Genomic DNA, 20,618 nt, shown 5'->3' with positions numbered 1-20,618 from the left:
GCTTCTTCGGGCACAGATGCTGGCGCGTTCCGTCCTTGTTCGCCTGCCTTCTATCGACCGCCTTGCCCTTTTCCAGGAGTGAAGAATCATGTTGCCAGTTGAAACGCAGCGCATCATCGAACAGCACGGCATCAAGTACGTGCTGGCCCAGTTCGTCGATATCCATGGCGCCGCGAAGACCAAATCCGTTCCGGTCAACGGGCTCAAGGCGGTGGCCGAGGACGGTGCCGGTTTCGCCGGCTTCGCCATCTGCGGCATGGGCATGGAACCCCACGGCCCGGACTTCATGGCCCGGGGCGACCTGTCCACGCTGGTGCCGGTGCCCTGGCAGCCGGGCTACGGCCGGATCGTCTGCATCGGCCACGTCAACGGCGAGCCCTGGCCCTACGACACCCGCTACGTGCTGCAACAGCAGGTGCAGCGCCTGACTGACAAAGGCTGGACCCTCAATACCGGCCTGGAACCGGAATTCAGCCTGTTCCGCCGCGATGCCGGCGGCAAGCTGCAACTGGTGGACGCCTCGGACAACCTCGACAAGCCTTGCTACGACTACAAGGGCCTGTCGCGCTCGCGGGAATTCCTCGAACGCCTGACCGAAGCGCTGCAGCCGGTGGGCTTCGACATCTATCAGATCGACCACGAAGACGCCAACGGCCAGTTCGAGATCAATTACACCTACAGCGACGCCATGGAGTCGGCGGACCGCTTCACCTTCTTCCGCATGGCCGCCGGCGAGATCGCCAATGACATGGGCATGATCTGCTCGTTCATGCCCAAGCCCGATCCGAAGCGCGCCGGCAACGGCATGCACTTCCACCTGTCGATCGCCAGCGCGACCAACAAGAACCTGTTCCACGACCCGAGCGACCCGAGCGGCATGGGCCTGTCGAAAATGGCCTATCACTTCGCCGCCGGCCTGCTGGCCCACGGCCCGGCGCTGTGCGCCTTCGCCGCGCCGACGGTGAACTCCTACAAGCGCCTGGTCGTCGGTCGCTCGCTGTCCGGCTCGACCTGGGCCCCGGCGTTCATCGCCTTCGGCTCCAACAACCGTTCAGCGATGGTCCGCGTGCCGTATGGCCGCCTCGAATTCCGCCTGCCGGACGCCGGCTGCAACCCCTATCTGGTGACCGCCGCGATCATCGCTGCCGGCCTCGACGGTATCGAGCGCCAGTTGGAACCGGACTTCGTGTGCAACGAGAACCTCTACAACCTCAGCCTCGAAGAAATCGCCGCCCGCGGCATCAAGACCCTGCCGCAGTCGCTCAAGGAAGCCACCGACGCCCTGGCTGCCAACCCGCTGTTCCGCGAAGTGCTGGGCGCCGGGATCGTCGACGAGTTCATCCGCCAGAAACGCATGGAATGGGTGGAGTACAGCCGCCACGTCTCCGACTGGGAGATCCAGCGTTACACCGAATTTTTCTGACAACCACTCCGATTTCATCTGCCCCAAGGAGACATGCCATGTGCGGAATCGTTGGCCTTTACCTGAAGAAGCCCGAGCTTGAAGGCCAGCTCGGCAAACTGTTCGAACCCATGCTCGAAGCCATGACCGACCGCGGCCCGGACAGCGCCGGCTTCGCTATCTACGGTGATGAAGTCGCCGACGGCTGGGTCAAGCTGACCCTGCAGGCCACCGACCTCGGCTACGACTGGAAACACCTGATGGGCGAGCTGGAAGGCCGCCTCGGCTGCTCGCTGGACTGGTTCCAGAACGCCAGCGCCGCCGTGCTCAAGGCCCACAGCGCCGAGGAACCGGTGCGCGCCGCCCTCGCCGAACTAGCCCCGGACGTGCGCATCATGAGCGCCGGCCAGAGCATCGAAATCCTCAAGGGCATGGGCCTGCCGCGGGAAATCTCCGAGCGCTTCGGCCTCAAGGGGATGAAGGGCAGCCACATCATCGGCCACACCCGCATGGCCACCGAAAGCGCCGTGACCATGGAAGGCAGCCACCCGTTCTCCACCGGCGCCGACCTGTGCCTGGTGCACAACGGCTCGCTGTCCAACCACTTCCGCCTGCGCCAGGAACTCAAGCGCGAAGGCATCACCTTCGAGACCGACAACGACACCGAAGTCGCCGCCGGCTACCTGACCTGGCGCCTGCGCCAGGGCGACAGCCTGAAAGAGGCGCTGGATAAATCCCTCGAAGACCTCGACGGCTTCTTCACCTTCGCCATCGGCACCCGCAACGGCTTCGCCGTGATCCGCGACCCGATCGCCTGCAAGCCGGCGATCCTCGCCGAGACCGAGGACTACGTCGCCATGGCCTCCGAATACCAGGCGCTGGCCAGCCTGCCGGGCATCGACAAGGCGAAAGTCTGGGAGCCCGAACCCGCCACCATGTACATCTGGGAACGTGCCTGAGGAGCCCCGCACATGAAAACCATCGACCTTTCCAGCGCCACGGTGCGTGAACTGAACCAGACCCTGCACGGCGAGGTGCAGGACCGCGAGTGGCTGGTCAGCCACCCGGACGGCAAGCACAACCTGGCGGTGGGCCTGAACCAGGCCGTGAGCATCGATATCCAGGGCCACGCCGGCTATTACTGCGCCGGCATGAACCAGAAAGCCTGCATCACCGTGCACGGCAACGTCGGCGTCGGCGTGGCGGAAAACATGATGTCCGGCTCGGTACGGGTCAAAGGCAGCGCTTCCCAGGCCGCCGGCGCCACCGCCCATGGCGGCCTGCTGGTGATCGAGGGCGACGCCGGCGCGCGCTGCGGGATTTCCATGAAGGGCGTCGACATCGTGGTCGGCGGCAGCATCGGCCACATGAGCTGCTTCATGGCCCAGGCCGGGCGCCTGGTGGTGTGCGGCGATGCCGGCGATGCGCTGGGCGATTCGCTCTACGAGACGCGCATCTACGTCAAGGGCACGGTCAAGTCGCTGGGCTCGGACTGCATCGAGAAAGAGATGCGCGCCGAGCACCTGAGCGAACTGGCCGAGTTGCTCAACCGCGCCGGCTTCGCCGAAGACCCGGCCAGCTTCAAACGCTACGGCTCGGCTCGCCAGCTTTACAACTTCAAAGTCGATAACGCATCCGCCTACTGACCCGCGGCGAGGAGTATTCCCATGAGCGAAAAAAACACCCCTGTGCTGCGCGAGTCCGCGACCTTCGACCGCCTGACCATCCAGGAAATCCAGCGCGCCGCCGAGACCGGCATCTATGACATTCGTGGTGGCGGCACCAAGCGCAAGCTGCCGCACTTCGACGACCTGCTGCTGCTCGGCGCCTCGGTGTCGCGCTATCCGCTGGAAGGCTACCGCGAGAAATGCGGCACCGACGTGGTGCTCGGCACCCGCTTCGCGAAGAAGCCGATCCACCTGAAAATCCCGGTGACCATCGCCGGCATGAGCTTCGGCGCGCTGTCGGCCAACGCCAAGGAAGCACTGGGCCGTGGCGCCACCATCGCCGGCACCAGCACCACCACCGGTGACGGCGGCATGACCCCGGAAGAGCGCGGCCAGTCGCAGCACCTCGTCTATCAGTACCTGCCGTCGCGCTACGGCATGAACCCGGACGACCTGCGCAAGGCCGACGCCATCGAAATCGTCCTCGGTCAGGGCGCCAAGCCGGGCGGCGGCGGCATGCTGCTGGGCATGAAAGTCACCGAGCGCGTGGCCGGCATGCGCACCTTGCCGATCGGCGTCGACCAGCGCAGCGCCTGCCGTCACCCGGACTGGACCGGCCCGGACGACCTGGCGATCAAGATCGCCGAGCTGCGGGAAATCACCGACTGGGAAAAACCGATCTACGTGAAAATCGGCGCCAGCCGCCCGTACTACGACGTCAAGCTGGCGGTGAAGGCCGGCGCGGATGTGATCGTCCTCGACGGCATGCAGGGCGGCACCGCGGCGACTCAGGAAGTGTTCATCGAGCACGTTGGCATTCCGATTCTTCCGGCCATTCCGCAGGCGGTCCAGGCGCTGCAGGAGATGGGCATGCACCGCAAGGTTCAGTTGATCGTGTCGGGCGGCATCCGCAACGGCGCCGACGTCGCCAAGGCCATGGCCCTGGGCGCGGATGCGGTGGCCATCGGCACTGCGGCGCTGGTGGCGCTGGGCGACAACCATCCGCGGCTGGATGAAGAACTGAAGAAAATCGGTTCGGCGGCGGGTTACTACGACGACTGGCAGAACGGCCGCGACCCGGCGGGCATCACCACCCAGGACCCGGAACTGTCCAAGCGCCTCGATCCGGTGGAGGCGGGGCGTCGTTTGGCGAATTACCTGCGGGTGCTGGTGCTGGAAGCGCAGACCATGGCGCGGGCGTGCGGCAAGTCGCACCTGCACAACCTTGACCCCGAGGATCTGGTGGCGCTGACGGTGGAAGCGGCGGCGATGGCGCGGGTGCCGTTGGCGGGGACCAACTGGGTGCCGGGGCAGCAGTACTGATCTAAGGGTGGGGTGTTTGATGTGCATGCCGGGTGATGGGGTGCGTGCTTGAGATCGAGCGCGCAGACAATCTACTGACGTGCACCAGAACTCCCCTGCTCAGGACTCCGGCGGCATCGGCAACAACAGCCGTGCTGTCACCGGCAAATGATCGGAAATCTCCAACGTGTCCTGCTGCAACACCTGCGCACTCACCCGACGCAGTTTCGGGCTGTGGAACAGGTAATCCAGCGTCCGGTCCGGCCCGTCCAGTTGCGGGTCATTGGGGAAATGGGTCAGCCACGCCGAGCGCTCGGCGCCGGTGGCCTCGGCATTGCCGGGGATCATCGGGTACTTGTCCCACAGCACATGCAGTTCGCTGTCCGCCGAATAGAACGGGCGCTGTTCCGGCTTCAACCGCCGGTACTGCCCCAGCGGCAGCAGATTGAAATCCCCACCGATCAACCACGGCGTGCCCTGGCGTTCGAACTGGTCGAGCAATCGCTCCAGCTCGGCGACCTGGCGCGCCTGCACGTCGCTGCCCGGTTCATGCTGCGCCAGTTGGGTGTTGAGCACCGCCAACTGACCGCCCTCACGCAGCGGCAGGTAGCTGACCAGCACCGCCTGTTGCGGCTGGAGCAAACGGCTGAGTAGGTTGTCGGACGCCCGCGGCAACTGGATCCGCTGCGCCTGCTGGATCGGGTAGCGGCTGAGGGTGGCGAGGGTGCGGCCCACGCTGCCGGCGATATGCCAGTCGGGGACGAATTCGGCTTTCCACTGGTACGCCTGGACGGCGCAGGGATAGAGATCGGCAAGGCGTTCGCGCAGCAGTGCCAGTTGGTCCTGGTAGTCGCTGGCCTTGGCGTTGTTGTCCAGCTCCTGGAGCAGGACGATGTCCGGCTGCTCGGCGCGGATCACCCGCGCCACTTCATCGAGGTTGACGGCCAGGTCCTGTTCGGTGGGGCGGCGGTCGTCGCCCTTGGCCTCGTCATACCAGAACACATAGCGCTTGCCCGCCAGGTACTGCACGTTCCAGCTCATCACCTTGAGCTGCTGGCCGGGAATCAGCGGCTTGGCCGGGGCGGTGCAGGCCACCGGCACCGTTTCTTCCGGCTCCGGTCGCCAACCCGCCTGCCAGGCCAGCAGCCAGAGCAGGACGGCGATCAACAGCAGTATCAGCAGGAGGTTGCGCAGTAGTCGGGTCATCGGGCTCGGCAAGGTCGGGTGTGACGATTGAGCATAGCCCCGGGGTTCAGGAACGCGCCGGGGTGGACTCGCTTATCAGCATGAACAGGCGGAACAGCACCACCGTGCTGAACAGTTGCACGAAGCTGTTGAGCACATTGACCAGCAGTTCCAGTACCGGGCTGACCTGCTCGGGCAGCAGCGCCAGGGTAAGCCCGTTGAACAGCCAAAGCGGCGCCATGACCCCGAGCATGCACACCAGGATCCGCCAGAAGTGGCCGTTGACCATCTGGAAGCTCTCGCGCATGGCGGCGATCGGCGCGCGGCCTTGCAGCACCAGCAGGTACTCGGCGAACACCAGATTGGTCATCACCCAGATGCCGGGCAGGATGAACAGCGAGATGCCCGCCATGATCAGCAGCGAGCTGAGCAGCACCAGCAGGGCGAAGGACGGCCACAACTGCAGGGCCCGCGCCATCAGGTTGCGCTTGAGCGGCTCATGGCCGTCACTGCGGGCGTCGAGATAAAGGATCAGGGCGGCGCTGTACAGCGGGTAGAACAGCAGCCCCACCAACAAGCCGTAGGCGGGCGAGGCTTCATCGCCCAACTGGCCGTAGAGCAATTGAGTGCACAGGGCCTCGATGATCACCAGCGGCAGGCACAGGCCGGCGATGCTGATCAGGTGGCGGCGGAAGAAATACAGGGAGTCACGCAGAACGCTGAGCGGATTCATGGGTCGTTTTCGAAGTCCAAAGCAAGCGGCCACTTTAGCGCAGGGGCCGAATCTGAACAAAGTTTCATGCCGGTGTCGCATTGAATTGGCGATGCTTGTCTTCATGTTCACTGCAACCGTACTAGAGAGGTCGCGTCATGAATCACGAAGAACAAACCCTGATCGATGGCCTGTTCGCCAGGCTGCGCCAGGCCGAAGCCGAAGGCGCACCGCGGGATGCCCAGGCCCAGGCTCATATCGCGGGCCTTGTTCAGCAACACGCCGCCGCGCCGTACTACATGGCCCAGGCGATCCTGGTCCAGGAGGCTGCGATCAAGCGCCTCGACGAGCAGAACCGGCAGTTGCAGACCGAATTGGCGGCGGCAAAGGCCCAGGCCGCCGCCGCCGCGAGTGCGCCGGCGCAGCAAAGCAGTGGTGGTTTCCTGTCGAGCATCTTCGGTTCCGGTACCCGTCCGGCGCCGAGCCAGCCTGCGGCTGCGCCGGCCCCTTCGAGCGGCGGCGGCTGGCGTGATGGTCCTGGCAGCGCTCCGCAATCCAACTGGGGTGCGCCACCTGCGCCGGCGCCCCAGGCGGCCCCGGCCCGCAGTGGTGCCAGCAGCTTCCTCGGCGGTGCGTTGCAGACTGCGGCCGGCGTGGCCGGTGGCGTGATGCTGGCGCAAGGCATCAGTAGCCTGTTCCACCACAATTCGCAGCCGGAAGAAATTGTCGAAGTCATCAAGGAAGAGCCAGCGCCGACCAGTGATCACGGCGGCTGGAATGATGACAACCAGCGCTATACCGCCGATAACGGCAACGACGCGGGTTTCACCGACACCGGTTACAACGACGACGGTGGCGGTTTCTTCTCCGACGACGATTACGTCTGATCGCGACGGTTCGGCGCCCCGACAAGCTCGCTCCTATGGCACCCGTTGGAGCGAGCTTGCTCGCGATTGCCCTCCAAGGGCGGCATACTGGGCGCCCTTGTTGGCTCAAACCCGGTGTGAAAGGAGGTGGAAGTGAAGAAAATCGCGCTGTTCGTCGATGTCCAGAACCTCTACTACACCGTCCGCCAAGCCTATGGTTGTCATTTCAACTACGCCGCCTTCTGGGCCGACGTCAGCCGTGATGGCGAGATCGTCGAGGCCTTCGCCTACGCCATCGACCGTGGCGACAGCAAGCAGCAGCAATTCCAGCAGATCCTTCGCAACCTCGGTTTCACCGTCAAGCTCAAGCCTTATATCCAGCGCAGCGATGGCTCGGCCAAGGGCGACTGGGACGTGGGCATCACCCTGGATGTGGTGGACGCCGCCGCCCGGGTCGATCAGGTGGTGCTGGCGTCCGGCGACGGCGATTTCGACCTGCTGCTGGAACGCATCATTCAGCGCCATGGCGTCGAGGCCGTGGCCTACGGCGTGCCGGGGCTGACCGCGAATTCGCTGATCCGCGCCGCCACGCGCTATGTGCCCATCGACGGCGCGCTTTTGCTCAAGCATTGAGGTTTTTTCGTGGAACGTATCGCTGTCATCGACTTTGAAACCACCGGCATCACCCCGGGCGCGAGTTGCCGCGCCACCGAGGTGGCGGTGGTCATGCTGGAGCGGGGCCGCATCGTCGAGCGCTACCAGAGCCTGATGAATGCCGGCGTGCCGGTACCGGCCTTCGTTGCCGCGCTGACCGGCATTACCACGGCGATGCTGCGCAGCGCGCCGCCGGTCAATCAGGTGATGAACGAAGTCGCCGAGTTCGTCGGCGACACGCCGCTGCTGGCGCACAACGCCGCCTTCGACCAGAAATTCTGGGACTACGAACTGAGCCGTATCGGCCGCAGCCGCAATCAGTCCTTCGCCTGTTCGCTATTGCTGTCGCGGCGCCTGCTGCCGGCGGCGCCGAACCACAAGCTCGGCACCCTGACCCGCTGGGCCGGCCTGCCAGACACCGGCACCGCGCACCGGGCCATGGCCGACGCCGAGATGGCCGCCAACCTGTTGCAACACCTGGTCGGCGAACTGCGCCAGACCCACGGTGTGCAGGAGCTGTCCCACTCATTCCTGTGCCGCCTGCAGAAAGTCCCCGCCGCGAAAATCCGCGAAGCCCTGAGCAAACACCGCTAAGCCTTTTTCTCCAGTTGCCCCAGCGGCACCCGCCGCTCGACGGCGCTGGAGAGGATGATCGAGGTTTTGCTGAAGCCGAATTGCGCCACCCGGTTGATCAGCTCTTCCAGCTCCGGCATCGACCCCACCGCCGCCTGCATGATCACGCAGGGATCGCCGGTGACCCGGTGACATTCGGTGAGCTGGGGAATCTGCGTCAGCGCTTCATACGCCTGCTGATTGCCGTGGCTGGCCAGGCGCAGCTCGATCACGCACTGGATCGGCAGGCCGATCTTGCTCATGTCGACCTTGGCCTGATAACCGGTAATCACCCCGCTGGCTTCCAGCTTCGCCACCCGCTCGGCCACCGCCGGGGCCGAGAGGTTGACCGTGCGCGCCAACTGGGCGAAGGAGGCGCGGCCGTTTTCCAGGAGGGCGGCGAGGAGCATGCGATCGTACTTGTCCATGGGGTCTGCAAAGGGCCTTGTGAAAACAAAGGGAAACACCTGAAAGATCCGTTTTTTCGAAAGCCCAGGTGCTCGATAAGCGTTTTTTGAAACTTAATTTTGCCGGTGAAGCTTTCTAAACTAACGCCACAACAACTCAAATTCGAGCCCCCCATGCCTGCCTCCCGTCGTTTTCCCTGGTTATTGATCGGTGCGTTCCTTGCCCTCTATCTGGTCTGGGGGTCTACCTACCTGGCCATTCGCATCGGTGTCGAGTCATGGCCGCCGATGCTGATGGCGGGTGTGCGCTTCGTAGTGGCGGGGGCGCTGCTCTACGGTTTCCTGCGCTGGCGCGGGGTGCCGGCGCCGACCTGGCAACAGTGGAAGGCGGCGGGGATGATCGGCGTGCTTTTGCTCAGTTGCGGCAACGGCGGGGTGACGGTGGCCGAGCACGCGGGCGTCGCTTCCGGCGTGGCGGCGCTGGCGGTGGCCACGGTGCCGCTGTTTACCTTGCTGTTCGGACTGTTCTTCGGGCACCGCAATACCCGTCTGGAATGGGGCGGGATCTTTCTCGGGCTGCTCGGCATCGGCTTGCTCAACCTCGGTTCCAACCTGCAGGCCAGTCCGCTGGGCGCGGCGCTGATCCTGTTCGCGGCGGCGTCCTGGGCGTTCGGCTCGGTGTGGAGCAAGAGTCTGCCGCTGCCGCAAGGCCCGATGGCCAGTGCGGCGGAGATGCTGGTGGGCGGCGTAGCCTTGTTGGCGGCGAGCGCGTTCAGCGGTGAGCGCATGACCCAGATGCCCACCGCCGCTGGCTGGGGCGCGCTGGCCTATCTGGTGGTGTTCGGCTCGATCCTGGCCTTCAGCGCCTACATGTACCTGCTCAAGCATGTGCGCCCGGCGGCGGCCACCAGCTATGCCTACGTCAACCCGGCGGTGGCGGTACTGCTGGGCATCGCCTTCGCTGGCGAGCAGATCGGCGCCGAGGAATGCCTGGCGATGGCGGTGATCATCGGCGCGGTGGTGCTGATCGGCATTCCGCAGTGGCGCAAGACGCCGGTGACGCCGCCCGCGCCCGAGGTGCTGAAAGGCGAGATGTCCGGAACTCGGTGATCCGGGGCCGAACAGGGTAAACTTCGCGCCATTGCACGAATCCCCTGACGGTATTTCCATGACATTCGCCAAACTCGGCCTGATCGAACCGCTGCTGCGCGCCCTCGAAGGCCTGAACTACAACACCCCGACACCGGTTCAGGCCCAGGCCATCCCCGCCGTGCTGGCCGGTCGCGACCTGATGGCCGCGGCCCAGACCGGCACCGGCAAGACCGCCGGTTTTGCTCTGCCGCTGCTGCAGCGCCTGACGATGGAAGGCGCCCAGGTCGCCAGCAACTCGGTCCGCGCCCTGGTGCTGGTGCCGACCCGCGAACTGGCCGAGCAGGTTCACGCCAACATCAGCGAATACGCCGAGCACCTGCCGCTGCGCACCTACGCTGTGTACGGCGGGGTCAGCATCAACCCGCAGATGATGAAACTGCGCAAGGGCATCGACCTCCTGGTGGCGACACCCGGCCGTCTGCTCGACCTGTTCCGCCAGAACGCGGTGAAATTCAACCAGCTCCAGGCGCTGGTGCTGGACGAAGCCGACCGCATGCTCGACCTCGGTTTCGCTGAAGAACTGCGTTCGATCTACGCCGCGCTGCCGGCCAAGCGCCAGACCCTGCTGTTCTCCGCCACCTTCTCCGACGAAATCCGCCTGATGGCCGGGCAGATGCTCAACGACCCGCTGAGCATCGAAGTCAGCCCGCGCAACGTCACCGCGAGCACGGTGAAGCAGTGGATCGTGCCTGTGGATAAAAAGCGCAAGACTGAGCTGTTCTGCCACCTGCTGCGCAAGCAGCGCTGGAGCCAGGTGCTGGTGTTCGCCAAGACCCGTAACGGTGTGGATCAACTGGTTGAGCGTCTGGTCGGCCTGGGCATCAATGCCGACGGCATCCACGGTGATCGTCCGCAGGCAACCCGCCAGCGTGCGCTGGACAGTTTCAAGGCGCGGGAAACCCAGATTCTGGTGGCCACCGACGTCGCGGCGCGGGGCCTGGATATCGATGACCTGCCGCTGGTGGTGAACTTCGATTTGCCGATCGTCGCCGAGGATTACATCCACCGCATTGGTCGGACTGGCCGCAAAGGGAATACCGGGGAGGCGCTTTCCCTGGTCTGCGCTGATGAAGTGCAATTGCTTTCGGCAATCGAAACCCTGACCCGCAAGACCTTGCCGCGTCATATGGAGCCGGATTTCGAGCCGGATCACCGGGTGCCGGAGACTGATGCCAGCGGACAGATCCTGAAAAAGCCGAAGAAACCGAAGAAGCCCAAGCAGAGCGGCGCGAAAGGTAGCCTTGGGCGCTGGACCGACAGCGGCGATGCGCCGGTGCCGGCGAAGGCGGTACGTAAGGTGCCGGCGTTCAATACCGGGCCTAAGAAGCGTAAGCCTTAAGAAGTTCTTTGCTTATTCGGGCCTATCGCTGGCAAGCCAGCGATAGGCCCGAACAATGAATCGATAATCACCGGTTTTTCAGCCAGTCGAGAGCACCCAACCCCGCCACCCGCCCACTGGCAAAACACGCCGTCAGCAAATACCCCCCCGTCGGCGCCTCCCAGTCCAGCATCTCGCCGGCACAGAACACCCCCGGTACCTGCTTCAACATCAAGCCCTGATCCAGCGCTTCGAACCTCACCCCGCCAGCACTGCTGATCGCCTCATCCAGTGGCCGCGGCCGTACGACCACTATGGGCAATGCCTTGATCGCCGCCGCCAGCCGTTGCGGGTCAGCGAACACCTCCGGCCCGGTCAATTCCCGCAGCAGCGCCGCTTTCACGCCGTCCAGGCCCAACTGACCGTGCAGGTGCTTGGCCATGGAGCGCGAGCCCCGCGGCTTGCTCAGCGCGGCGGCAATTTTATCCACAGGCTTGTTCGGCAGCAGGTCCAGCAGCAGGGTGGCGCTGCCGTCGCGGTTGATGGTTTCGCGGACCTGCGCCGACCAGGCATACACCAGGCTGCCTTCGACGCCGCCTTCGGTCAGCACGAATTCACCCAGGCGCGGCGCCTGGCCGGGCAGGCTGAGGGCGATGTTCTTCAACGGTGCACCGGCGAATTTCTGTTTCAGCAGGTCGCTCCACGCCGCCACTTCGAAACCGCTGTTGGCCGCCTGCAGCGGCGAGATATCCACACCCCGCTCAGCCAGCAGCGGCAACCAGGCGCCATCCGACCCCAGCCGCGCCCAACTGCCGCCGCCAAGCGCGAGGATCACCGCGTCGGGTTTTACCGCCATTTCGCCCTGTGGATAACCGATCCGCAGCGCGCCATCGTCATTCCAGCCCAGCCAGCGATGGCGGGTGTGGATAACTACGCCGGCATCGCGCAGGCGCTTGAGCCAGGCGCGCAGCAGCGGCGCGGCTTTCATGTCGGTGGGGAACACCCGCCCCGAGGTGCCGACGAAGGTGTTGATGCCCAGGCCGTGAATCCAGGCGCGCAGGGCGTCGGCGTCGAAGCCTTGCAGCAGCGCGGCGATGTTCTCGCGGCGCTCGGCGTAGCGGGCGATGAAGGCGGGGTAGGGCTCGGAATGGGTGATGTTCATGCCGCCGACGCCGGCCAGGAGAAACTTGCGCCCCACCGAGGGCATGGCGTCGTACAGATCGACGCGAACCCCGGCCAGGCTGAGGACTTCCGCCGCCATCAGGCCGGCGGGGCCGCCGCCGATAATGGCAACGTGGGCGGGGGGAGTGGTGGAGGCGTCGGTCATGGTGGCGGCAGGCTGGGGATAAAAGAGCCGGCCATTCTACCCGAGGTGGGTCACAGGCGGCACTGTACAAAAAACGATCAAGTGCCGCGCGTGCCCGGTTTCAAAGGACCAAACGGGCTTTCGCTCAGGTTATCCACAAGCGGTTCCACAGTCATTGTGGGTAATCCAGCACCCGTTGCGCGCTGTGATGGAGGATGCCGTGGCGGCGGGCGAGGGCTTCGCGGTCCTTGCTGTAGCCGCCGCCGATCACGCCCACCACCGGGATATCGCGGCCCAGGCAATGGCGCAGCACGCAGGTATCCCGCGCGGCCAGGCCCTCGTCGGTGAGTTGCAGGTAACCCAGGGCGTCGTCCTTGTGCACATCCACGCCGGCGTCGTAGAGCACCAGGTCCGGCTGGTAGAGCGGCAGCAGGTAGTTCAGCGCATCGTCCACCACCTTCAGGTAGTCGGCGTCGCCCATGCCGCGGGGCAGGGGAATGTCCCAGTCGCTGCGGGCCTTGCGCGCGGGGAAGTTCTGTTCGCAGTGCAGTGACACGGTGATGGCATCCGGCGTGTGTTCGAGAATCCGCGCGGTGCCGTCGCCCTGGTGCACATCGCAGTCGAAGATCAGCACCCGGTGGACCCGGCCGGCCTCCAGCAGGTAACGGCTGATCACCGCCAGGTCGTTGAAGATGCAGAAAGGCTGACTTTTCTCCAATCGTAAACAAATGATAGAAACATTCATATAAATCAGTCAGTTGAACTTCTTATTGGAAATTGCTCAGAAAGTGAGCTAGCGTTCTTAACGCTTACCTATCGGAAGTGTTAACAATGACTCCTTATAAAGTTAAGGTTGTCGGTCTTGAGGGCGGCGAGCGCTTCCCAATCCTCTGCGAACGTCAGAGCGGTCTACCCGTGTTCAGAGTAAACCTGTGGGTCCTCACGGAATTGCGTGCGGCTCACCTCGCAGTCAATACCATCCAGCAAGCCATACAATCTGTAATGATCCTGCTGGTCGTGCTGGATCAACTAAAAGTTGATTTGGATGCGAGGCTGAACAATGGGAAGTTCTTGACCCTAGGTGAAGTTGAGCTTATCTCCAGATGTTGTAAGCTACCGGCGGCTGAGATCGAAGGTTTTGCTCAGATAATGTCTGGAGCAAGGGGAGGTAAACCTGAGGCTCTTGCCCAACAGGTAAGTGTAACTACAGTATCAATAAGACTTTACTATATAAAGCGATACTTGAGTTGGGTTGCGACAGGGTATCTCATACAAGTAGGGGCGACGCATGAGAATTTCTTGGCGTTAGAGAAGCTCAGAGTGTCGGTGCTTGATTCTATACAAGCGCGTATTCCTTCGTCTTCGTCCTACTCAAGCTTCGCCCCTAGAGTGGGACTTTCTGAGCATGAGCTTAGGCTGGTTCAGCAATACGTTGAGCCTGGCTATGAGTTGAATCCATGGAAAAATGATCGCGTCCAGAAGAGAAATTATTTAATTATTCGCTGGCTGCTATCTTTGGGCGTTCGTAGAGGCGAATTATTGGGTATTAAAATTTCGGATGTGAACTTTCAGACTAACGAGATTTTGATAGCTAGGCGAGCAGGTGATCCTGCTGATCCGCGGCGTCGCCAACCCTGTACAAAGACATCTGCTCGACTGCTAGCTCTTGATCCTGGCTTGGCAGATCTAACCAGGAGTTACGTGATGTCGATCCGGAGATCAGTTCCGGGCGCTCGTAGGCACGAGTATCTTTGGGTTGCGTTAGGTACTGGTAAACCGATGAGCTTAGCAAATCTGAATAAAATTTTTAAAACTCTGCGGATGCATTGTCAAGAACTACCACAAGACCTTTCTCCTCACGTTCTTCGGCATACTTGGAATGAGCTGTTTTCTGAGGTCGTGGATCAGAAGGGTATTTCCGCTGAGATCGAGCAGAAAATTAGGTCTCGCATGATGGGGTGGTCTGAAACATCTGAGATGGCAAAAGTCTATAATCAGCGTCACATTAGAAGAAAGGCAGCTGAAGTTTCACTGGAAATGCAAGCAAGGCTTGGCATCGCCGGAGGCTCAGATGAGAAGTGGTCAGAATAGAATAACCTCGGTGCAAGCTGAGATACTACCCTGCACGCTACCAAGTAAGGTCCGTACAAAGGGTGGAGTATTACTTGATCCCAGCCTTTCAGTTTGGTCATATCAGGACGGACTGTATTCCGTATCGTTGGATTTCTCAATTTTTGATTTTAGTGACTCATTCATGAAGTCTTTCCGCCTGGCGTTAATCTGGTTTGCGGAACACCGATCCCCTACTACGCTATCGACTCATTTTCGTGCGTTCAAAGTTTTTACGTCAAGTTTGAGTAGGGAAGAAAGCAGTCCTCTGAACTCAATCTCAAAAACTGATGTTCTCGTGAACTGCGACGTTGAGAGCTTCATCACCAGGAATCTCGTTTCATTGCTTCGCCGATGGTATGCGCTGGGGTATCCAGGTATAGATGAAGATGTAATCCAAGCACTTGATGTCAAGAAACTTAGGCGTCGAGAGCTGGGTAGAGCGGTTTTGACTTGGGATGAGGACCTGGGGCCGTTTACTGCTATTGAGCAAGAGAGTGTTCAGGATGCGGTGGCTGAGGCATATGGTGCCGGACTCCTGAGTCGAGAAGCACATGTACTTACTTGGCTGTTCATTGTACTGGGAGCTCGTCCGATCCAGATTGCAGGCATGAAAGTTTGTGATGTGGTTCGCTCGGTAGCTGAGGACGGCACTGAGTCATATTTGATTTATGTCCCGCGTGCGAAGCAGCAAAGTGCTCAGATTCGTCAGCAGTTAAAACCCAGGGCCTTGATCGCACAAATTGGTAGATTGATATTTGACTATTCGATGAGTGTTAAAAAGAAATTTGTAAATGTTCTTTCAGACCCTCTGCAGGCCCCCTTGTTTCCTAATCATCTTGATCTGAATTGTAATGTCATGCAATCGCCCTCAGATTGGAGCAAATTTCACCGTACCAGCGAAAGCATAAGTAAGTTCCTTGTTAGATCTTTGGAGAGGTTATCTGTCCGTTCAGAGCGTACAGGAAAAGCCATGAACTTGTGTGCTCTCCGATTTCGTAGAACCATGGGTACAAATATTGCTCGTGAAGGTCACGGGATCTTGGTTATTGCAGAATTACTTGATCATTCGCGTACAGATACAGCGGCAGTGTACGTTGCAGCTACTCCGGAGCTCGCGATCCGAATTGACAAGGCAACCGCCTTGCATATGGCGCCGTTAGCGCAAGCATTTAAAGGACAGTTGATCGACGACGAACGGCAAGCAGTACGGGGATTGGATCGATCCAGCCGCATTATTGACTTGCGCGTAGATCAAACGGCTCAACCAATGGGGTCGTGTGGTAGCTATAGTTTTTGTGGATTGAGTGCACCTCTCGCATGCTATACCTGCCAGTGCTTTCAGCCATGGCTAGATGGGCCACATGAAGCAGTGCTGGAATATATTTTGAAACAGAACGAAGGGATTGTTGACGAGCGGATTGCTTCTATTAATGATCGGACGGTGCTTGCGGTAGCGCAGGTTGTTCAATTGTGTCGTCAAAGAAAGAGTCGGGCCGATGAGTAAAAAAATACTTATCTTCACGCCGCTTAAAGAAAAAACTATGGAGGCGAATCTGGAGGGTTTTATAGAGTTAGCTCGAAAGATGAATACCTTCGGCGATGATTTGGATTTTGATGCAGATGCGTGGGACGTCACTGATTATGTGAGGTTGAAAAGGCGGAACTCTAAATCTCGCATTGTATTTCGAGGCTTTCCTAGTGGCCGTGGATTTAACGACGCGAAGAGTTTGCCTCAACCGTTTCAGGATTTTGCGAAAGCCTATTGCCGTTATGACTATGCGCTGTCTCCCTATACTACAGTGAGTGCACGGCTAGCTGCACTTAGAGCATTGGCGGTGGCGTTGGAGGAGTCCGAGGATTGCATTACACCGTTGAGAGCAACACTTTTGCACTTTGACAAAGCTTGCTCAATTATTGAGGAAAGATATAGAACGGCTTCAGCCTTCATGGGTGCTGAAGAATTGAAGCGAATTTCCCGCTTTTTGGTACAGCATCAATTATGTTCGCTGCCAACAGCTTGGAACCACCATCTAAAGTCCCCTGAAGACAAAGAACGTCGTGTCGGGCCGACTTTTGATTCCAATAGACTCGCTCGCTTACCTTCACCCGAGTCTCTATCTGCTATTGCAGAAATTTTCGGGGTGGCGCAAGAACCGGGCGATGTATTCACCTCCAGCATTTGTGCCCTGCTGGCGTCTGCTCCGAGCCGTATCAACGAAGTTCTTTCAGTTTCAATAAATTGCGAAGTGGAGGAGTTTGACTCTAAGAGTGATCGGCTTTTGTATGGGCTGCGCTGGCTGCCATCAAAAGGTGGGAAGCCACAAGTGAAATGGGTAGTACAGTCGATGGCAAGTGTAGCGCAGGAAGCAGTTAAAAAAATCAGGGCGATTTCAGAGCCAGCAAGAGAGGTTGCTAAGTGGTACGAGGTCAATCCAGATAAATTGTTTTTGCCGCCAGAACTAGAAACACTGCGTGAGTGCCAATATCTAACGTCCGCGCAGGTTGGCATGATTGTTTTTGCCGACCCTCCGTTGAATGGTAATAATACTAGGCGTGGTGGGGATTGGTGCAGAAAGCATAATATACCTGAGAGATGCGCCTATGACCCCAAATGCAAAGATGCTCCCAGGTTCGCGTTTAAAGATGTTGAATTGGCGTTAACCAAGATTAAGCCCAAGGGATTCCCGTTTCTCGATAGAGAACGCCGTATTAAATACAGCAACGCATTGTGTCTGGTTCGTAGGAATGAGTTAAACAAAATGGCGACCTACCGGAGTGCGATTGTTTTGCCTGACACCGGTTATATTCAAACGCAGCTCACAGGGTCACCCTCTGTGATTAATATTTTTGATCGTTTCGGATATGCTGAGAAAGATGGTGGCAAGATGCAGATTACAACTCATCAGTTTCGTCACTATCTTAATACAGTGGCTCAGATGGGCGGACTGTCACAGCTTGATGTTGCGAAGTGGAGCGGTCGAGCCAAAATCACACATAACAAATGCTATGATCATCAGTCAGACCGCGATGTGCTCGCTTTGGCCAGGAGTGCACTGGGTGATCCAGAAAAGTCAGCAGGCCATGTGCCAAGTATTCCAGTTAATAGTCTGGTCACCCGTGACCAGTTTGCCGAGTTGCAGATTTTGACTGCCCATACCACGGACCTAGGCTATTGCTTACATGATTTTTCGATGTTGCCTTGTCAATTGCATCGGGATTGTCTGAGTTGTAATGAGCACGTATGTGTTAAAGGCGACGCAGTTCGAGAACGAGCTATTCGACAGCATCGTCAAGAAACACAATCTCTTTTGCAGCAAGCTCTAAAGGCACTTGGCGAAGAGGAGTTTGGTGCCAATCGTTGGGTTGAGCATCAGACACTGAAGTTGAAACGCCTCGATGAATTGTGCGTAATCCTAGACGACCCCTCGATCCCGGTGGATACAGTGATCAGGCCAAGTGGTGTGTTACCTGTATCGCGACTTCAGCAGCTTATTGATCCTCAACACTTGGCAATCCAGTTGGGTGTGCTGAAGAAGATCTGAAATCTAATGCATACTATGCGTCACTCTGATGGGGGCATTCAATGGGACGGTCAAAGAATCTTACCTCCTCAGTCGTTGAACAGATCATATCCATTTTGGATGGTTGGTCAGGGAGTTTGACTTGGGATTTGTTGATCGCCGCCGTCTTTCGGCGTGTAAGAAGTACATACACACGACAAGCTTTGTACAAACATGAGCGCATACGATGCGCGTTCGCGCTGCGTAAGCAGGCACTAAGGATCTCACCGGCCCGGAAAAAGTCCGCTAGTCCTGAATTGCAGGTAGCAGCAGACCGGATTGCGCGTCTAGAGGGGGAAAATGAACGCTTGCGTATGGAAAATGACCGTCTGCTCGAACAGTTCGTGAGATGGGCCTACAACGCATATAGCCGCGGCATTGATGAGCAATTTCTTTCCCGCCCGCTGCCGAAAATTAATCGCCAGCAGACAACTTAGGGAGCAAAGCTACGCAGCTGGATTGAACGGCTTTATCGTTTCCTGTCGTGCGAGGCCGTTGGTTCATTGATCAGGTTGCGATAATTAAACCTTGGAGTGAAGCTAAGGACTAAATCGATGAGTATCGAGAAGACAACAAGGATTATCAGCACTCGTAGTGAAGAAAATGCTAACCAGTTGCTTTCCGCTGGTTGGGCGTTGTTGCTTGTGGCCGACCGTCATCAGGATCAGTATCAATGGGTTCTGTATGTATTAGGCTGGCAACACGAAACAGAGCCCAGAGAAATCACCTTCCATGGCGTCGAAGATGGACCTGATCCATTCTGAGACCACTCGTAGGCTTTGTACGAAATGAGGTGTCGTAAACACCGCCGGCAGCAGGCCAATGTGACCATCGCCGCATAACTTGTTGCGAGCTTGCAGTAGCGGGTCGCCAGGCGGCGGTGCTCCTTCAACCAGCCAAACAGGCGCTCGATCACGTTCCGCTCCCGATACTTGGGTTTGTCGAACAGCCGCGGCAGACCGGGCTTTGGCTTGCGCTTCATTACGCGATAGGGAATGACAGGCTGCATACGATAGCGGTCACAGTATCGGCGTAGCGCATCAGCGTCGTAGCCCTTGTCAGCTAAAATCCAGCGGCAGCGTTTGCGAGGCCGGCCACGTTTGCTCGTCGGGATACAGACATCGTCCAGCAATGGCTCTGCGTAGCTGATATCGCTGGCTTGACCGCCAGAAAGCAGGAAGCGCAAAGGCACGCCGTTGGCGTCGCAGAGCATATGGATCTTGGTGGTGAGACCACCCCGACTGCGGCCTAAAGCGTGATCTGCGGGTTCATCAAGACCCCTTTTTTACCTGCACCTGATGAGGCGCGGGTGGCACGAACAGCAGTTGAATCGATCATCCAGGTCTGCAGGTCGATGAGCCCTTGATCATTGAGTTTCAGATGCAATCGCTTGAGCATCTGATCGAATGTTCCCCGGTTTCGCCAAAGCCGGAAGCGGTGATAAACCGTTCGCCAAGGCCCAAAGCACTCGGGCATGTCGCGCCAGGGAGCGCTGGAGCGCAGCAACCAGAGCACGCCATCGAGCATCAAGCGGTCACTTGATCGCGGCCTGCCTCTGGTGTGGGTTGAGGTGAACAGATCTGCGACCAGATTCCATGCTTCATCCGAAAGTTCGTAGCGCTTAGCCATCACAGGATTCCTTTCCATAGATGGTTGAAAACCTTACAAAAATCTCAGTGTTTGCGGCACTGAAGTTCGGTTTCTCTCAATTTCAGACAGAAGCTAGGGTAAGCAACTGCTCTGAAGCCAAGTGTCTCTCTCCGTCGCGCCAACCTCGCCCAGGTGCTCAAGCAGCCTGGGCATCAGATAGCTAGCGTCATCTCCTACGCCCCTGAGTGTCGCCGAGGCGAAGTTCCTTTGCTTGGGTAAACCCACAAAGTACAAACCAGGTACCTGATCAGCCACCCCGTTCCGCTGGAGGACATGCCCTTGCTGACCAACAACCGGGAGCCGAGCCAGAAACTCCAGGTTCGGTCGGAAGCCGGTGGCAAAGATCAGTACGTCGACCTTATCGATGCTCCCATCAGGCCAGACAACACCGTCAGGCATCACCTCTTGAAACATGGTTTTGCGCTGTAGGTAGCCGGTACCCAGAGCCTTGCGGTACTTACCGCTGTCCAGCACTGGCGTGCTCTGGTCACTCAGCCACCTTGTTTGCTCCAGCCGGGTGAGTTTCAGCCAGGCATGAAAATCGAGGCCCAGGATCCGCTGGGGGAAGAAGCGGATCTTCTCCCGGGTGGCCAGCACGACCTGTGCAACGCCGGCAAGCTCATAGGCAATTTGAACCGCCGAGTTCGCCGCGCCGATCACGACGACACGCTGGTCGGCAAAGGCCTCGGGCGCTCGATACGCCGAGCTGTGCA

At 59.5% G+C, this 20,618-nt stretch carries 18 protein-coding genes and 2 pseudogenes; 13 read left to right on the top strand and 7 right to left on the bottom strand.

Features of this window, described 5'->3' with window-relative positions; translation table 11 throughout:
• Positions 1-88 precede the first annotated feature (88 nt).
• Genes glnT through CKW37_RS27200 form a run of 4 tightly spaced genes read left to right on the top strand, consistent with a single transcriptional unit; the run spans position 89 to position 4,392 of the window.
• Positions 89-1,423: a type III glutamate--ammonia ligase gene (glnT, locus tag CKW37_RS27215; RefSeq protein ID WP_095159285.1), complete on the top strand. Its 1,335-nt coding sequence runs from the start codon at positions 89-91 to the stop codon at positions 1,421-1,423.
• A 38-nt stretch (positions 1,424-1,461) separates the two neighbouring features.
• On the top strand, positions 1,462-2,361 hold the full coding sequence (locus tag CKW37_RS27210; RefSeq protein ID WP_095159284.1) for a glutamine amidotransferase family protein: 900 nt from the start codon (positions 1,462-1,464) through the stop codon (positions 2,359-2,361).
• Positions 2,362-2,373: 12 nt separating this feature from the next.
• Complete coding sequence (locus CKW37_RS27205) at positions 2,374-3,048, top strand: protein glxC (protein WP_095159283.1); 675 nt, start codon at positions 2,374-2,376, stop codon at positions 3,046-3,048.
• 21 nt (positions 3,049-3,069) lie between these two features.
• Positions 3,070-4,392 carry an FMN-binding glutamate synthase family protein gene (locus CKW37_RS27200; RefSeq protein WP_095159282.1) on the top strand — a complete coding sequence of 441 codons (1,323 nt, stop codon included), beginning with the start codon at positions 3,070-3,072 and terminating at the stop codon, positions 4,390-4,392.
• 99 nt (positions 4,393-4,491) lie between these two features.
• On the opposite strand, the gene CKW37_RS27195 is transcribed toward CKW37_RS27200, so the two are convergent.
• Both CKW37_RS27195 and CKW37_RS27190 read right to left on the bottom strand, forming a co-directional pair.
• A complete protein-coding gene (locus CKW37_RS27195) occupies positions 4,492-5,577 on the bottom strand; it encodes an endonuclease/exonuclease/phosphatase family protein (RefSeq protein ID WP_095159281.1) in 1,086 nt (361 codons plus the stop codon).
• 46 nt (positions 5,578-5,623) lie between these two features.
• Entirely contained in the window at positions 5,624-6,289 is a 666-nt protein-coding gene (locus CKW37_RS27190; protein ID WP_095159280.1) for a hypothetical protein, read from the bottom strand.
• A gap of 137 nt (positions 6,290-6,426) precedes the next feature.
• On the opposite strand from CKW37_RS27190, the gene CKW37_RS27185 reads away from it, so the two are divergent.
• From CKW37_RS27185 to CKW37_RS27175, 3 genes are all read left to right on the top strand, one after another.
• Complete coding sequence (locus tag CKW37_RS27185; RefSeq protein ID WP_095159279.1) at positions 6,427-7,155, top strand: DUF2076 domain-containing protein; 729 nt, start codon at positions 6,427-6,429, stop codon at positions 7,153-7,155.
• A gap of 132 nt (positions 7,156-7,287) precedes the next feature.
• On the top strand, positions 7,288-7,767 hold the full coding sequence (locus CKW37_RS27180; protein WP_095159278.1) for an NYN domain-containing protein: 480 nt from the start codon (positions 7,288-7,290) through the stop codon (positions 7,765-7,767).
• A 9-nt stretch (positions 7,768-7,776) separates the two neighbouring features.
• Entirely contained in the window at positions 7,777-8,382 is a 606-nt protein-coding gene (locus CKW37_RS27175; protein ID WP_095159277.1) for a PolC-type DNA polymerase III, read from the top strand.
• Here CKW37_RS27175 and CKW37_RS27170 read toward each other — a convergent pair.
• On the bottom strand, positions 8,379-8,828 hold the full coding sequence (locus tag CKW37_RS27170) for an Lrp/AsnC family transcriptional regulator (protein WP_095159276.1): 450 nt from the start codon (positions 8,826-8,828) through the stop codon (positions 8,379-8,381). The two genes, CKW37_RS27175 and CKW37_RS27170, sit on opposite strands and share 4 nt — an antisense overlap.
• A 153-nt stretch (positions 8,829-8,981) precedes the next feature.
• Between CKW37_RS27170 and yedA the strand changes: the two genes are divergently transcribed.
• A complete protein-coding gene (gene yedA, locus CKW37_RS27165) occupies positions 8,982-9,917 on the top strand; it encodes a drug/metabolite exporter YedA (RefSeq protein WP_095159275.1) in 936 nt (311 codons plus the stop codon).
• Between the two features lie 58 nt (positions 9,918-9,975).
• Complete coding sequence (locus CKW37_RS27160; protein WP_095159274.1) at positions 9,976-11,298, top strand: DEAD/DEAH box helicase; 1,323 nt, start codon at positions 9,976-9,978, stop codon at positions 11,296-11,298.
• A 67-nt stretch (positions 11,299-11,365) separates the two neighbouring features.
• Here the strand turns inward: CKW37_RS27160 and CKW37_RS27155 are convergent, their stop codons facing one another.
• Complete coding sequence (locus tag CKW37_RS27155) at positions 11,366-12,604, bottom strand: TIGR03862 family flavoprotein (protein ID WP_095159273.1); 1,239 nt, start codon at positions 12,602-12,604, stop codon at positions 11,366-11,368.
• A gap of 151 nt (positions 12,605-12,755) precedes the next feature.
• Positions 12,756-13,283, bottom strand: a pseudogene (locus CKW37_RS27150) (histone deacetylase); the annotation flags it as partial.
• 131 nt (positions 13,284-13,414) lie between these two features.
• Here CKW37_RS27150 and CKW37_RS27145 point away from each other — a divergent pair.
• The 4 genes from CKW37_RS27145 (at position 13,415) to CKW37_RS33040 (ending at position 19,019) form a co-directional block, all read left to right on the top strand.
• Positions 13,415-14,674, top strand: coding sequence for a site-specific integrase (locus CKW37_RS27145; RefSeq protein ID WP_095159272.1), 1,260 nt, complete (start codon positions 13,415-13,417; stop codon positions 14,672-14,674).
• The gene (locus tag CKW37_RS32665) at positions 14,655-16,199 is read left to right on the top strand and encodes a site-specific integrase (protein WP_143502153.1); all 1,545 of its coding nucleotides are present in this window, start codon (positions 14,655-14,657) and stop codon (positions 16,197-16,199) included. The genes CKW37_RS27145 and CKW37_RS32665 overlap by 20 nt, the downstream gene beginning before the upstream one ends.
• Positions 16,192-18,237, top strand: a complete 2,046-nt coding sequence (locus tag CKW37_RS32660) for an integrase (protein ID WP_143502151.1) — start codon at positions 16,192-16,194, stop codon at positions 18,235-18,237. The genes CKW37_RS32665 and CKW37_RS32660 overlap by 8 nt, the downstream gene beginning before the upstream one ends.
• A gap of 572 nt (positions 18,238-18,809) precedes the next feature.
• Entirely contained in the window at positions 18,810-19,019 is a 210-nt protein-coding gene (locus CKW37_RS33040; protein ID WP_177454487.1) for a hypothetical protein, read from the top strand.
• A 14-nt stretch (positions 19,020-19,033) separates the two neighbouring features.
• Here CKW37_RS33040 and CKW37_RS27130 read toward each other — a convergent pair.
• A pseudogene (locus CKW37_RS27130) lies at positions 19,034-19,884 on the bottom strand (IS5 family transposase); the annotation flags it as partial.
• Between the two features lie 93 nt (positions 19,885-19,977).
• On the bottom strand, positions 19,978-20,618 hold a 641-nt coding region (locus tag CKW37_RS27125), incomplete at its 5' end, for an NAD(P)-binding domain-containing protein (protein ID WP_159985332.1).

Source organism: Pseudomonas sp. Irchel 3E13 (assembly GCF_900187455.1).
Lineage (GTDB): Bacteria > Pseudomonadota > Gammaproteobacteria > Pseudomonadales > Pseudomonadaceae > Aquipseudomonas.
Note: the sequence above shows the minus strand (reverse complement) of the source record. Positions and strands in the feature narration are given on the sequence as shown.